8 protein-coding genes are annotated in these 13,687 nt (G+C 69.5%); 3 read left to right on the forward strand and 5 right to left on the reverse strand.

Translation table 11 applies throughout. The annotated features are described in order from the left end of the window. A partial coding sequence (locus VF542_RS15290; RefSeq protein WP_408652560.1) for an ROK family protein occupies positions 1-1,031 on the forward strand: 1,031 nt, incomplete at its 5' end. Here the strand turns inward: VF542_RS15290 and VF542_RS15295 are convergent. Then, positions 970-1,677: a siderophore-interacting protein gene (locus VF542_RS15295; RefSeq protein ID WP_408652561.1), complete on the reverse strand. Its 708-nt coding sequence runs from the start codon at positions 1,675-1,677 to the stop codon at positions 970-972. The two genes, VF542_RS15290 and VF542_RS15295, sit on opposite strands and share 62 nt — an antisense overlap. Before the next feature lie 117 nt (positions 1,678-1,794). On the opposite strand from VF542_RS15295, the gene VF542_RS15300 reads away from it, so the two are divergent. After that, entirely contained in the window at positions 1,795-2,217 is a 423-nt protein-coding gene (locus tag VF542_RS15300; protein ID WP_408652562.1) for an organic hydroperoxide resistance protein, read from the forward strand. A gap of 86 nt (positions 2,218-2,303) precedes the next feature. Beyond that, positions 2,304-3,728, forward strand: coding sequence for an L-serine ammonia-lyase (locus VF542_RS15305; protein WP_408652563.1), 1,425 nt, complete (start codon positions 2,304-2,306; stop codon positions 3,726-3,728). 285 nt (positions 3,729-4,013) lie between these two features. Here VF542_RS15305 and VF542_RS15310 read toward each other — a convergent pair whose 3' ends face one another. The 4 genes from VF542_RS15310 to VF542_RS15325 all read right to left on the reverse strand — a co-directional run. After that, positions 4,014-6,404 carry a carboxypeptidase regulatory-like domain-containing protein gene (locus VF542_RS15310; protein WP_408652564.1) on the reverse strand — a complete coding sequence of 797 codons (2,391 nt, stop codon included), beginning with the start codon at positions 6,402-6,404 and terminating at the stop codon, positions 4,014-4,016. 317 nt (positions 6,405-6,721) lie between these two features. Next, on the reverse strand, positions 6,722-9,328 hold the full coding sequence (locus tag VF542_RS15315) for a carboxypeptidase regulatory-like domain-containing protein (RefSeq protein WP_408652565.1): 2,607 nt from the start codon (positions 9,326-9,328) through the stop codon (positions 6,722-6,724). A 257-nt stretch (positions 9,329-9,585) separates the two neighbouring features. Continuing rightward, positions 9,586-12,183, reverse strand: a complete 2,598-nt coding sequence (locus tag VF542_RS15320; RefSeq protein WP_408652566.1) for a carboxypeptidase regulatory-like domain-containing protein — start codon at positions 12,181-12,183, stop codon at positions 9,586-9,588. Positions 12,184-12,378: 195 nt separating this feature from the next. Then, positions 12,379-13,687: MFS transporter (locus VF542_RS15325; protein ID WP_408652567.1), on the reverse strand; the 1,309-nt coding region annotated here is incomplete at its 5' end.

Below are 13,687 nucleotides of genomic sequence, written 5' to 3' on the forward strand. Positions count from 1 at the left end.
CGGCCCGCCCGGTCCGGCTGAACCCGGCCGGCCCGGTGGCGCTGGGCGTGGAGATCAACGTCGACTACGTCGCTGCCTGCGTGCTGGATCTGGCCGGTGAGCTGCGCTGCTACCGGCACCGGATCGTGGAGAACCGGGCCAGCAGCCCGGTCGAGGTGATCGGCCAGGCGGCCGCGGTGGCCGGCGCGGTGCTGGCCGAGACCCGGCAGCCACTGCTGGGTGCCGCCCTGGCACTGCCCGGCGTGGTGGGCGCCGACGGCACGTTGCTGCGCGCCCCGAACCTGCCCGCCCTGACCGGCACCCGGCCCGGTCAGGAGTTGGCCGGGTTGCTGGGGTTTCCGGTGCTGGTGGTCGACAACGAGGCCAACCTGGGTGCGCTGGCGAGCTTGCGGGCAGAACCGGCGGTCGGGCCGGACTTCGTCTACGTCTCCGGTGAGATCGGGGTCGGCGCCGGCCTGGTGGTGGCCGGTGAGCTGTTCCGGGGGGTCGGTGGCTACGCCGGCGAGCTGGGCCACGTGGTGGTTGCCCAGGACGGGCCGACCTGTGGCTGCGGGGGGCGGGGCTGCGTGGAGCAGTACGCCGGGCAGGAGATCCTGCTGCGCACCGCGCGACAGCCGGACCTGGAACACCTGGAGGCCGCGGTCGCTGCCGGGAACGGGGCGGCGCTCACCGCGGTGGAGCAGGCCGGCAACGCGCTGGGAGTGGGCTTGGCCTCGCTGCTCAACGTGATGGATCTGCCGAACGTGGTGCTCGGCGGGATGTATGCCCGGCTGTTCGAGGCGATCACGCCGTCGCTGACCGGGCAGCTGAACCGGCGGGTGCTCTCACCCCGCGGGCCCGGTCAGCTGACCCGGTCGCCGCTGGGCCTGGACGCCGCCGTCCGGGGTGCGGCCGGGGCGGTGCTGGACCGGGCACTGCGCGACCCCGCCGGTGTCAGCGGGCCGGCGGTTGTCAGCGGGCCGGCCGTTGTCAGCGGGTCGGTCGGGAGTTCAGGTTCCAGTACCCCTTGGCATACACCTCGGACCGGCTGAGGCCGAATCGCGTCAGCTCCTCGCGCACCACGACGATCATCCGCGACTCGCCGAGCAGGTAGGCATACCCGGGGCCGGTGCCGGGGCGGAACCCCTCCAGCGCGCCGAGCAGCAGGTCGGGCGTCCCGGCGGGCCGGCCGTCGCGGGTCAGCCAGCGCACCTCGGCGTTGGCGGGCAGCGGGTAGCGCTCGGAGTCCTCGGCGATCTCGGCGAGCACCCGCAGGTCCCGCCCGGCCGCGGCGGCTGCCTCGGCCAGCGCGCCGATCGCCGGCAACCCGGCCTCGTCGGTGAGTGCCAGCAGCCAGCCCGCTGCCGGTAACGGCACCTCGCCGCGCGGGCCGAAGAAGCTCACCTGGTGGCCGGGCTCCAGCGACTGCGCCCAGCTCGATCCGGGTCCGTGGCCGTGCAGCACCGCGTCGAGGACCAACTGATCGCCGGCACTGGAGCGGACGGTGTAGCGCCGCCGCACCTCGCGGCCGTCCGGCCCGGCCAGCACCACCGCGATGTCGCAGGCCAGCGGCCAGTTCCGGCCGGCGATCTCCGGCGCCCTCAGCACGATCCGGCGCATCCGGGGCGACAGCATGCGCAGCTCGGTCACGGTCGTCAGGAATTGACCGGTGCGGGTGATGTGTTGAACTCCGGGCATGGTGTGTTCAGGATGCCATTGCGGCGGTGCGGCAGACTCAGGCGGCAGGTGGCGCCTGGGGCGCACCGATCGATCGCACCGATTCACTGCCGATACGTTGACTAGCTAGGGAGTCTCATGCCCATCGAACTGACCAAGGTCGCCTACGTCACCGCCGCCACCGCCACCGGTGGCCGGGCGGGCCACGTCACCAGTGCCGACGGCCTGGTCGACTTCGACCTTGCCCAGCCCGGCACCACGACGGATCCGACGGTGAACCCGGAGACGCTGTTCGCGGCCGGCTACGCCGCCTGCTTCCAGGGCGCGCTGGCCAACCGGGCCAAGACCAAGGGAGTGGACACCTCGGACTCGAAGGTGACCGCCCACGTCTCCTTCGGCCCGTCCGAGGACGGCGGCTTCGGCCTGGCCGTGGAGCTCGAGGTCAGCATCCCGGGTGTCGAGCCGGCCCAGGCGCAGGAGCTGCTGGAGCTTGCCCACCAGTTCTGCCCGTACTCCAAGGCCACCCGCGACAACATCGTGGTCACGCTCACAGCCGTCTGAGCCGGCTGTTCGGGCCGGGAAGACCGGTCTCTCCGCGCTTGGCCGATCTCACCCATCGGGAAACCCCGTGCTGCAGAATGGATTTCATGGCCATCAGCGTGTTCGACCTCTTCTCGATCGGGATCGGGCCGTCGTCCTCGCACACCGTCGGGCCGATGCGTGCGGCCCGTACTTTCGTGCTCGGGTTGGAGGCCGACGGCCTGCTGGAGAAGGTGGGCCGGGTCAGGGTCGAGCTGTTCGGCTCGCTCGGGGCCACCGGCCGCGGGCACGGCTCGGATCGTGCGGTGGTGCTCGGGCTGGAGGGTGAGACCCCGGAGGATGTCGACACCAGCACGGTGCTGAGCCGGGTTGCCGAGGTCCGCCGGGCCGAGACGGTGCGGTTGCTGGGCCGGCATCCGGTTGCGCTGACCGCCGCGGACCTGGTGCTGCACCGGCGCTTGACGCTGCCCTTCCATCCCAACGGCATGCGGTTCACCGCGTTCGCGGCTGGCGAGCCGGCCGCGGCCGGCCTGCCCGAGGGTGGGCCGGCGGCTGAGGTTGCGTTGCCGGTCCCGTTGCGCGAGCGGACCTACTACTCGGTCGGCGGCGGGTTCGTGGTGGACGAGGACGCGACCGGAGTCGACCGGATCAAGGCCGACGACACCGCGCTGCCGTATCCGTTCACCACCGCGGCGCAGTTGTGCGCCCACGCCGAGGCCGGCGGGTTGTCGATCTCGGACGTGATGCTGGCCAATGAGTGCACCTGGCGTCCGGAGTCGGAGGTGCGGGCCGGCCTGCTGCGGATCTGGCAGGTGATGCAGGACTGCGTGACGGCCGGCTGCGAGCACGGTGGGATATTGCCGGGTGGGCTGAAGGTTCGCCGGCGCGCGCCGGAGTTGTTCCAGCAGCTGTCCGCCGACTCGGCCTCCATCGATCCGCTGCGGGTGATGGACTGGGTCAACCTCTTTGCCCTTGCCGTGAACGAGGAGAACGCGGCCGGTGGCCGGGTGGTCACCGCTCCGACCAATGGCGCGGCCGGCATCATCCCGGCAGTCCTGCTGTACTACCGCCGCTTCGTACCCGGCGCCTCGGACGACGGCGTGGTCCGGTTCCTGCTGACCGCCGGGGCGATCGGCGTGCTGTACAAGGAGAACGCCTCGATCTCCGGTGCCGAGGTGGGGTGCCAGGGTGAGGTCGGCTCCGCCTGCTCGATGGCCGCCGGCGCGCTGTGCGAGGTGCTCGGTGGCACCCCGCCCCAGGCTGAGAACGCCGCCGAGATCGGCATGGAGCACAACCTCGGGCTGACCTGTGACCCGATCGGTGGCCTGGTTCAGGTGCCCTGCATCGAGCGCAACGCGATGGCGGCGGTGAAGGCCATCAACGCGGCCCGGATCGCCTTGCGCGGTGACGGCTCGCACATCGTCAGCCTGGACAAGGTGATCCGGACGATGCGCCAGACCGGTGCCGACATGCAGGCCAAGTACAAGGAGACCTCGCGCGGCGGCCTGGCGGTCAACATCATCGAGTGCTGAGCCGGCGCTCGGCTCGGTCGAGGTACACCTGTTCCGGCGGCAGGGCCCGGCCGCCGGAACAGCGACCGGGCTCCCGTCCTCACCTCGTACGCGCATGTGGACCGGCGTACGGGAATGCACGGTCTATAGCGATGCGCCAGATAGGGTTGCAATCGACACCAAACGTCTGTTTATCAGTCGTCCTCGCCGCTGCAATCGGCAGGAAGCTGCCCCCGGACAGCACAGGGCCGCCCGACCTGGCGGGTCAGGCGGCCCTGTGCCGTGAGGTGATGCCGTGCTGAGCCGTTAGGCCGGCGCGTCCGCAAGCACGGCGTCCACCCCGGCTCTGACGGCGCCAGAGCTGAGGGTGATCAGAGTGGCGGTGCTGACGTTCGGCTGGTTGTCGTAGCACTCGGACAGGTGAGCGCCGTAACTCGAAATGAAGCAGAGCTTGACCGCGATGGCGGGCAGGCCGGTGATTTCGTACCGGCCGTTCCCGTCGGTGTAGCCGTAATTGCTCAGGTAGCTGCCGTCGGCCCGGGCTACCTGGACCGGGACGAAGGGGATCCCGCTGCCCGCGACGTCGGTGACGTGGCCCGTCACTGCGGCGCCGACCGCGAGCACAGCGTCGATTCCGGTGGTGGTCGAACCGGCCGCGACGTGCACCACGGTGTAACTGGTGGAGGGTGCGGTGTCGTCGAAGCATTCGTTGACGTAGCCGGTCGCCGAGGGCTGCCGGACGTCGGCGGCGTCGAAGCACAGGGAGTAGTCGCCCTCGGACACATTGCGGACCGAGTAGCTACCGTCGTACCGAGTGATCCCCACTTGGAACAGGCTGCCGTCCACGGCGGTGGCAGTGACGTAGACCCCCTCCAGCGCCGCGCTGTCCGAGCCGGTTATGCGGCCGGTGATCGCGGCGCCCGGGCTGAGCACGGCGTTGACCACCGTCACCGAACCTGGGCCACCGACCGCCACCGGATCCGCGGTCTCGCCCGGGGGCTGGTTGTCGTAGCACTCGGACACGTAGCCCTCTGCTGCGGGGCCTCTGGCGTAGGACGGGTCGAAGCAGATCCGGTAGCTGCCGGCAGCCAATCCACCGAGGGTGTAGTTGCCCGACTCATCGGTCACGGCGGAGTAGTACTCGTTGCCAGTGTCGGTGACGGTGAGAATCACATCGGCGATGGGAGCGCCGGAGGCGTCGGTGACCGTTCCGGTGATCCAGGCGCCGGGCTGGAGTTGGATGTCGGCGGTGCTGAGCTGCCCACTGCCGATCGTGACGGGGGTGGCCGACCCGGTCTCGTCGCCGTAGCAGGCTCGCAGGTAGCCGCCGGCGCTGAAGGTCGGATCGAAGCAGACTGTCACCACCTCACCTGGTGGCAGCCCGGTCAGCCGGTAGCTGCCGTTCCAATCGGTGGTGGCGTAGCGAGCTACGGTGTACGAGCTGTTGGTCACCTGGACCCAGACGCCGGCCAGCGGCCCGTCGTTACCACGGACGGTTCCGCCGATCGCACCGGCCGCCTCGAGGCGTTCGTTGAGCGTGGTCACCTGGCCGGCCGTGACATCGGCGTACGCACCGCCCGCATCGCAGCTGTTGGTGTAGCCGTACGGTGCCGCCGCCGAGGTCACCTGGCTGCCGTCGAAGCAGAGGAAGTAGCTGCCGGTGGCCAAGCCCTTGATGGTGTAGGAGCCGGTGCTGTCGGTGTAGTCGACGAGCGTATCCCGGCTGTAGGAGAACGCGACGTCGGCCAAGGGCACGCCGTTGGCGTCGGTGACCCGGCCGGTGATGGCTCCGGCCGCTTCCAGGGAGGCGTCTATTCCGCTGCTGATGTGCCCGAGGGTGACCGGCACCGGCGTCCGCGTCCCGTCGGGGTAGTACGGCGGCTGGTTGTCGTAGCACTCGTCGAGGTAACCCGTCGGCGAGGTGCCGGCCGCGCGGGTGAAGCAGACGCCGTAGGTGTCTTCTACCAGGCCGGTGACGATGTAGGTGCCGTCCGGACCGGTGACCGCAGCTCTGCCGTGCCACCACTCGGTGCCATAGGTCGTGACGGAGACGTTGGCGAGGCCCTGGCCGGCGGAGTCGGTGACCCGGCCGGAGATCGCGCCGGCGACGTGCAGGTAGTCGACCAGACCGGAGGTGATCTTGCCGGTCTCGACCACCACCGGGGTACCGGGGCCGTCGAGCCGCTGGCGGTAGCAGGCCGGCCGGTACCCGAGGGCCGAGTGACCGCTGGCGTCGGGAGGGAGCAAGTAGCAGAGCCGGTAGGTGCCGGCAGTCAGGCCGGTGGCAAGGAACTGGCCGCTGCTGGAGGTCCGGGCGCCGGCCATGTAGTCGCCGGTTTCGGCATCTTGGATGTCGATATAGACGTTCTTGATCGGCCGACCTTCCTTATCAGTCACCTTGCCGCGCACGCCGGTGGCGGTGTTGCGCGACCGGGTCGCGGCGCTCAGCGTGGCGGGGACACCAACGTTGCGCGTCTTGTCCCTGGTGAACACCGTGTAGCTGTAGTGGTGGCCGGCGGTCAGCCCGCTGTCGGTGAAGGTGGCCTGCCGGGCGCTCAGGGCCGCCACCAGGACGCCGTCCTTGGCCGAGATGGGGGGCGAGCTGGTGTTCGAGCGCCGGATCAGGACGCCCGCGAAATCGGCCTCGCGTGGGTTGGTCCAGGTCAGGCTGATCGACTGGGCGTCGTTGCCGGTCATCGTGAGGCTCGTGACCGGGGCCGGCGGCGTGCGGTCCTTGGCCGGTTTCATCGGCTGTTGCGCAGGGCTGGCGGGTTGAGCCGCTGGGCTGGGCCCTGCCGCGTAGGAGGGGCTCGGCAGGATCGCTGGCACCATTGCGATTGCGACAGCGGCGACAAGGACGAGATTGGACCGGCGTACGGGACGGACGGTCATATAGACTCCTCTAAACTATATTGTCACAATGTAGCTAGAAAAGAATGAACCGTCTAGAGCAGGTGTGAGATGGGTGTGCAACTGATACCAAACGTGTGTGCTTGGTTGTCTCACGAGAGCCGCTAGGCCGCCGGTGCGTCGGCCAGTTCGGCGTCGATGCCAGCGCTCACCTGTCCGGCGATGGCGTTCACCGGATCGGCGGTGCTGACGTCCGGCTGGTTGTCGTAGCACTCGTCCAGGTAGCCGGTGCCGTTGGCGCCGCCGACTTGATTGGTCTGAAAACACACCACCACGGCGGTCGCCGGCACGCCGGTGAGCCGGTAATGGCCGGTGTCGTCGGTGACGCCGGAGCGGCTGAGGCTCGAGCCGTCCGTTCCGTAGGCGTTGATGAAGGTGTTCGGGATGCCGTTGCCCGCCGAGTCGGTGACCTGGCCGGTGATGGCGGCGCCGACCGCGAGTTCGGCGTCGATGCCGGCCTGCACCGAACCGGCCGCGACGTGCACGAGGGTGCCGGAGCTGGTGCTCAGGTCGTCGTAGCACTCGTCGAGGTATCCGGTGGTGGCCGGCTGCTGGACGTACGCCGCCTCGAAGCAGACGAGGTAGTCGCCGTCGGACAGCCCGGGCAGCCGGTAGCTGCCGTCGGAGTAATCGGAGCTGGCGGTGACGTACTGATCTGATCCGGGCGCATGGGTGTAGACGTACACGCCGCCCAGGGCGGTGCCCTCGGAGTCGGTGATGTGCCCGGTGATGGCGGCACCCGGGCTCAGCACCGTGCTCACGGTCACGACGCCTGTGGACCCGACGGTGACCGGGTCGGCGGTCTCGATCGTGGGTTGGTGGTTGTAGCACTCCGCCGCGTAGCCACCGGTCGCCGGACCTTGCGCATAGGAGGTGTCGAAGCAGATCTGGTAGTTAGCCGCGGTCACGCCGCTGAAGGTGTAGTTGCCGGACTCGTCGGTCTGGGAGTAGTAGCCGAAGAAGGAGGAGGTGTTGTAGGCGCTGACCAGCACGCCGCTGATCGGAGCTCCACCGGCGTCGGTGATCGTGCCGGTGATCGAGGCGCCCTGCTGCAGTTGGACGTCTGCCGTGCTCAGTACCGCGCTGGTGACGGTGACCGGTGAGCTGGTGCCGCTGCCGTCGGGCTGGGCGCCGTAGCAGGTGCGCTGGTAGCCGCCGGCGGTGTAGGTGGGCTCGAAGCAGACCGTCACCTGGCCCGGCGCCAGGCCGTTGAGCTGGTAGCTGCCATTGGCGTCGGTGCTGGTGATGTTCAGCTGGCTGCCCGAGCTGTCGTGCACGCTCACCCAGACACCGGCGACCGGGCCGTTGTCGCCGGTGACGGTGCCGCCGACCGCGCCGGCCTGCTCGACATTCTGGTCGAAGGTGGTGGCCTGGCCTGTCACCACGTCCGCCGTCAGCCAGTCGCCGGCGCAGCCGTTGGTGTAGCCGTAGGGCCCGGTGGCCGAGGTGGCGTACGAGCCGTCGAAGCACAGGTCGTAGCTGCCGGTCGGCAAGCCCTCGACGGTGTAGGCACCGTTGCTGTCGCTGCGGCCGGTGCCCGCGAACCGTGAGCTGCCGGACACCCTGACCTTGACGTCGATGTCGCTAACCGGTGCGCCGCTGGAATCGGTGACCAGGCCGGTGATCGCGCCGGCCACCGCGAGCGCGGCGTCGACGCCCGTGCTGGTCTGTCCGAGGCTCACCTCGACCGGCGTCCCCGAGGTGGTGTGTGCCGGCTGGTCGTCGTAGCACTCGTCGAGGTAGCCGGTGGGGGATGCATCGCTCGCTCCCTGGCTGTAGAAGCACACCTGGTACGAGCCGGCGGCCAGCCCGGCCACGGTGTAGGTCCCGTCCTGGTCGGACAGGGCGACATAGGGCCCCCACTCAGGGGTGCTCGGGTCGAAGGCAGAGATCAGGACGCCAGCAAGGCCCGTTCCGGCGGAGTCGGTGACCCGCCCCGAGAGCGCGCCGCCGGCTGCCGGGTCGTCGAGCAGGCCGGACGTCACCTGACCGGCCAGCACGGTCACCGGCGTGCCGGTGACACCGAGTGCGTGGGACGGGGGACGGTGGCAGCCGGGCCGGTAGCCGGTGCTCGAGTGGGCGGTGCTCTCATTGCGGGGCTGGTAGCAGACCAGGTAGGAACCCGGCGTCAGACCGGTGACCGAGAACTGGCCGGTGGCAGCGGTGGCCGCCACGGCCACGGTGTTCCCGGAGGGCGCGTCGCGGATCTCCACCTTCGCCCTGCCTATCCCGCCGCCCTGTGGGTCGGTCAGCTTGCCACGCAGGCCGGTCGTGGTGCTCGTCGAGCGGGTGGCGGTGGTCAGCGTCGCCGCGATGCCGACGTCGTTGCGGTCGTCCCGCGGGAACACCGCGTAGCTGTAGGTGCTGGCCGCGGACAGGTGCCTGTCGACGTAGGTGGTCTGGAGACCGCCCAGGACTGCCACCAGCGTCCCGTCCGAAGCTGCGATCGGAGGCGTGCCGCCTGCCGCTCGCCGGATCAGCACCCCGGCGAAGTTCGGGTCGGTGGGGTTGATCCAGCTCAGGCTGATCGAGTGGGTGTCGTTGCCGGTCAGCCCGAGCTTGCTGACCGGCGGAGGTGGAGTGCTCGCGCGAGAGACCGTGGGTGGCGCGCCGGGGCCTGACCTGGTCGTGGCCGGGCTGGTCGCGGTGTTGCTGCTGGTCGCGGTGGGATTGGTGGCGGTCGCGGTGGGGCTGGTCGCGAAGGACGGCACGCTGATCACCGACCCCGCAACCAGGGTCGCCGTGGCTAGCAGGGCTGAGACGGACCGGCGAGCAGGCACATGGTCTCCCTGTTAAGTGATGGGAAGGAGAACATAGCCTGCTCACCGTATGTAGTCAGGCGAATCCGGCGAATAGTAAGAATGTGGCAAGAAATAGCGAAAGTTCGCATGTCAGCGCGTGTGGCATCCTCAGTTTTGATTACAGCGAGTAAGTGCTTGGTTATGAGCTTGATCGCGCTCCGCTAGAGCTACTGCACCTTCTGCAGTACGGCGTCGATGCCGTCGGTGATTTCTCCGGAGGTGGGCGTGATCGGCGTGGCCGTGCTGCTGTCCGGCGCATTGAGATAGCACTGCGACTGGTAGGCGGTGCCGGCGTCGGTGTAGGGCCCCTCGAAGCAGACCACCATCGGCTTGGCGGGCAGGCCCGTCAGGACGTAGCCACCCGAGGAATTGGTGAAGCCGGTGGGGTTATAGGAGACGCCGTCGGTGTCCTGCGCCGAGACATAGGCGTCGGGCACCGGCATGCCGGCGGCGTCGGTGACGGTGCCGGTGATCTCGCCACCGATACTGAGTTGCGCATCAATGCCGTCGGTCACCCCGTCCTCCCCGACGGAAATGGCGGTGCCGCCGAACGGGATCTCCTGTCCCTGCCAGCACTGCTGCACGTAACCGGTGCTCGGGCCGATCACCGACGGATTCGTGTAGAAGCAGACGGTGTAGTCGCCGCTCGACAGGCCCGGCACCGTGTAATAGCCCTCGAAGTCACTGGAGGCGTACACGTTCTCACCGGACGTCATGGAGGTGGCGACGATGTCGACCGCCGACACCCCTACCCCGTTGGGGTCGGTGACCCGGCCCGCGATGGCGCCACCGGAGCCCAGTTCGGCGTTGACCGTGACGGTGCCGGTGTCGCCGACCGTCACCGGGTCAGCGGTGTCGATGCTCGGCTGGTTGTCATAGCACTCCGAGCGGTAGCCACCGGGCGCCGGCCCCTGAGCGGAAGAGGCGTCGAAGCAGACCAGGTAATCCCCGGCATCGACCCCGCCCAGCGTGTAGCTGCCGGTGTCATCGGTGTAGCCGTAGTAGTAGCCGGAGCCGGAGCCGGGCGGCGAGACCGCCAGCACCGCCACCCCGCCGAGCGGGGTCCCGGTGCTGTCGGTGACGGTGCCGGTGATGGCGGCACCCAGTTCGAGGCTGCCGTTGACGGTGGTCAGCTGGGCGGCCGCCACGGTCACCGGGGTCCCGGTGGTGGTGCCGTTCGGCTGAGCGTCGTAGCAGCCGCGCCGGTACCCGCCACTGGTGTAGGTCGGGTCATAACAGACGGTGTACTGGCCGGGCGCGAGGCCCTGGATCTGCCAGGTGCCGTTCTCGTCGGTGTTGGTGCCGTTGATCTGGTCGCCGTTCGAGTCGAACACGTTCGTCAAGACGCCGGCTACCGGGCTGCCGTCGGGGCCGACCACCGACCCGCCGAGGGCGCCGGCGACCTGCACGGTGCCGTTGCGCGTCACGGTCTGGCCGGCGGCGAGCTGGAACTCTGCGCCGTGGTCGGCGCAGTTCTTGCTGTAGCCGTACGGCGCGCCCGGCGTGATGGCGTAGGTGCCGTCGAAGCAGACCGAGTAGGTGCCCGGGGCGATCCCGGTGATGCGGTAGATGCCCTGGGCGTCGGTGGCTCCCAGCCCCTGGCCGGAACTCGGTAGCACCGAGGCGCTCACGTCGGGTACCGGCTTACCGGCCGGATCGGTCACCTTGCCGGTGACGGCTGCGCCCACCGCGAGGGTGGCATTGATGCCGGGCGTGGTGTGCCCGACGGCGACCGGAATGGGCGTGCCGCCGTAGTAGTAGGCCGGCAGGTTGTCGTAGCACTCGTCGAGATAGCCGGTGCTGGCCGCGCCGGTGGCATAGCCGGCATAGAAGCAGATCTGGTAGCTGTCGGCCGGCAGGCCGGTGATCGTGTAGCGGCCGTTGGCGGCGCTGGTTGCCGAGTAGGTGAAGAACTGCCCGTAGGGGTAGACGACGTAGATCTGGACGTTGCCGATGCCGGCACCGGCCGGGTCGGTGATCCGCCCGCCGATCGCTCCGGCCACCGAGAGGTAGTCCCGGATGCCGGTGGTCATCTTGCCGGCCGTGACGGTGACCGGGGTTCCGCTGTCGCCGTAGCCGAACGGTTGCTGGCGATAGCAGCCGGGCAGGTAGCCGGTGGGCGAGGAACCGTGCGTCTGCGAGGTCGTCTCGTAGCACACCGTGTAGGTGCCGGGCGGGATGTTGGTCACCCGCCAGCTGCCGTCCGGGCCAGTGGTCGCCTGACCAGCGAAATCGCCGCTGCCGATCACCCTGACCTCGGCCCAGGCACCGGCGATCGGACCGCCCTGCTTGTCGGTGAGCACACCTTTGACGCCGGTGCGGTCATTGGTCGTCCGGGTGAGCGCCGTGGAGGTGCTGGCCGTGCTCAGGTTCTGCTGCCGGTCGGTGGTGTAGACGGCGTAGCTATAGGTCGTGGCACTGTCGAGCTGGCGATCGGTGAAGTGGGTCGCGCGGGAGCCCAGCACGGCGACCAGGGTGCCGTCCGAGGCCGACAGCGGCGGCTGGTCGCCGACCGCCCGCCGGACCAGCACGTGCGCGAGGTCGGCGTTCTTGGGGTTGGTCCACTCCAGCGAGATCGAGCGCGGTGCGTTGTCGGACACGGTCAGGCCGAGCACCGGCCCCGGCGCCGTGGTGTCCGTGGCCGCGGTTTGGTGCCCGGCCTGAGCGATGCCGCCCGGCGTGGGTGCCGCCGCGTAGCCGGTGCCGGTCAGCGCCGACGCGACGAGTGCGCCGGCAGCCAGCGTGGACAGCAGAAGTCGTTTCACGAAACCCCCCGTTTGGTATTCGGGGAGGCTATCGGGCCATGCCGACAAGTGGTCGCAAAAATTATTAAATCGATATGGAAGCCAATTGGACCTTTACTGCGGACCGGCTGACCGAACGGAACGAGCCGGCCCCCTCCGTGGAGAGGGCCGGCTCGCCGGGGCCGTTGTGCTGGGCGGGGTCAGTGCACGGCGGGGTCAGTGCACCCCGACCGTCGCCGGGTCGACCTCGGCCACCTCGTCCTTGCCGGTGGTGATCATGGAGCCGGCGACCAGCACCGCCACCACCGCGAAGATGGCCGCGGTCAGGAAGCCCCGGGATGAGCCGTGCGCGAGTACCTCGTGGAAGGCCCGGACGGCCGTGGCGTCGCTGACGGCGTCGGCGCTTGCCCGCACGCTGCCGGAGGCCTGCCGGGACAGTTCCACGAAGTGCTGCAGAACGGTCGGCTTGTCCTGGCCGCTCTGCACCAGCGCGCCGAGCACCTTGCCCTGGTGCCGCCCCTCGGACGCCGACGCGCTGGCGAACACCGTGGTGAGCACGGACAGGCCGATCGAGCCGCCGACCTGCTGGCCGACGTTGAGCAGCGCCGAGGCAAGGCCGGCCTCGTGCGGCTCGACGCCGGCGACCGCGACGGTGGTCAGCGGCACGAAGATGCTGCCGATGCCGTAGGACATCACCAGCAGCGACGGCAGCAGGTGCCCGCCGTAGCTGGAGTCGGCGGAGATGGTGGACAGCCAGAACAGGCCACCGGCCATCACCACCGATCCGAAGATGATCAGGTTGCGGGGACCGATCCGCGGCAGCAGCTTCGCCGAGATCTGGGCGGCGGTTCCGATCGTGAAGGCCACCGGCAGGAAGGCGAACCCGGTCTTGAGTGAGGAGTAGCCGAGCACGAGCTGCACGAAGTAGGTGACGAAGAAGAACATGCCGAACATGGCCGCGCCGATGATCAGCATGACGATGTAGGCACCCGAGCGGTTCCGGTTGCGGAAGGTGCGCAGCGGCATCATCGCGTAGGACAGCCTGGCCTGCAGGGCGACGAAGGCGCCGAGCAACACCACGGCCAGCACGAACGCCGCGACGGTGACGCTGTTGCGCCACCCCTCGGAGGCGGCGTGGATGAAGCCGTAGACGAGCGAGGCCATGCCGATCGTGGACAGCGCGCCGCCCAGCCAGTCGAACCTGCCGGACAGCCGGTCGCTTTCGTGGACGACGAGGTAGGCGCCGGCCACGAGGGCGATGCCGATCGGGACGTTGACGAACAGCACCCAACGCCAGGTGAGGTACTCGGTGAGGACGCCACCGAGCAGCAGCCCGAGTGCCGCGCCGGCACCGGCCACCGCGGCGAAGACGGAGAACGCCCGGGTCCGTTCCGGGCCTTCTTCGAACTCGGTGGCGATCAGCGACAGCGCGGTGGGTGAGGAGATGGCCCCGCCGACGCCCTGGATGACCCGTCCGATGATCAGGAACTCGAAGCTGTGCGCCAGGCCGCCGAGGAAGCTGCCG

It is taken from the genome of Jatrophihabitans sp. (assembly GCF_036389215.1).
Taxonomy (GTDB): Bacteria; Actinomycetota; Actinomycetes; order Mycobacteriales; family Jatrophihabitantaceae; genus Jatrophihabitans_A.

Excerpts from the sequence above, each read along its gene's own strand:
- VF542_RS15295 (WP_408652561.1), bottom strand. The coding sequence starts at position 1,677 with ATGCCCGGAGTTCAACACATCACCCGCACCGGTCAATTCCTGACGACC.
- VF542_RS15310 (WP_408652564.1), bottom strand. The coding sequence starts at position 6,404 with ATGACCGGCAACGACGCCCAGTCGATCAGCCTGACCTGGACCAACCCA.
- VF542_RS15305 (WP_408652563.1), top strand. The coding sequence starts at position 2,304 with ATGGCCATCAGCGTGTTCGACCTCTTCTCGATCGGGATCGGGCCGTCG.
- VF542_RS15300 (WP_408652562.1), top strand. The coding sequence starts at position 1,795 with ATGCCCATCGAACTGACCAAGGTCGCCTACGTCACCGCCGCCACCGCC.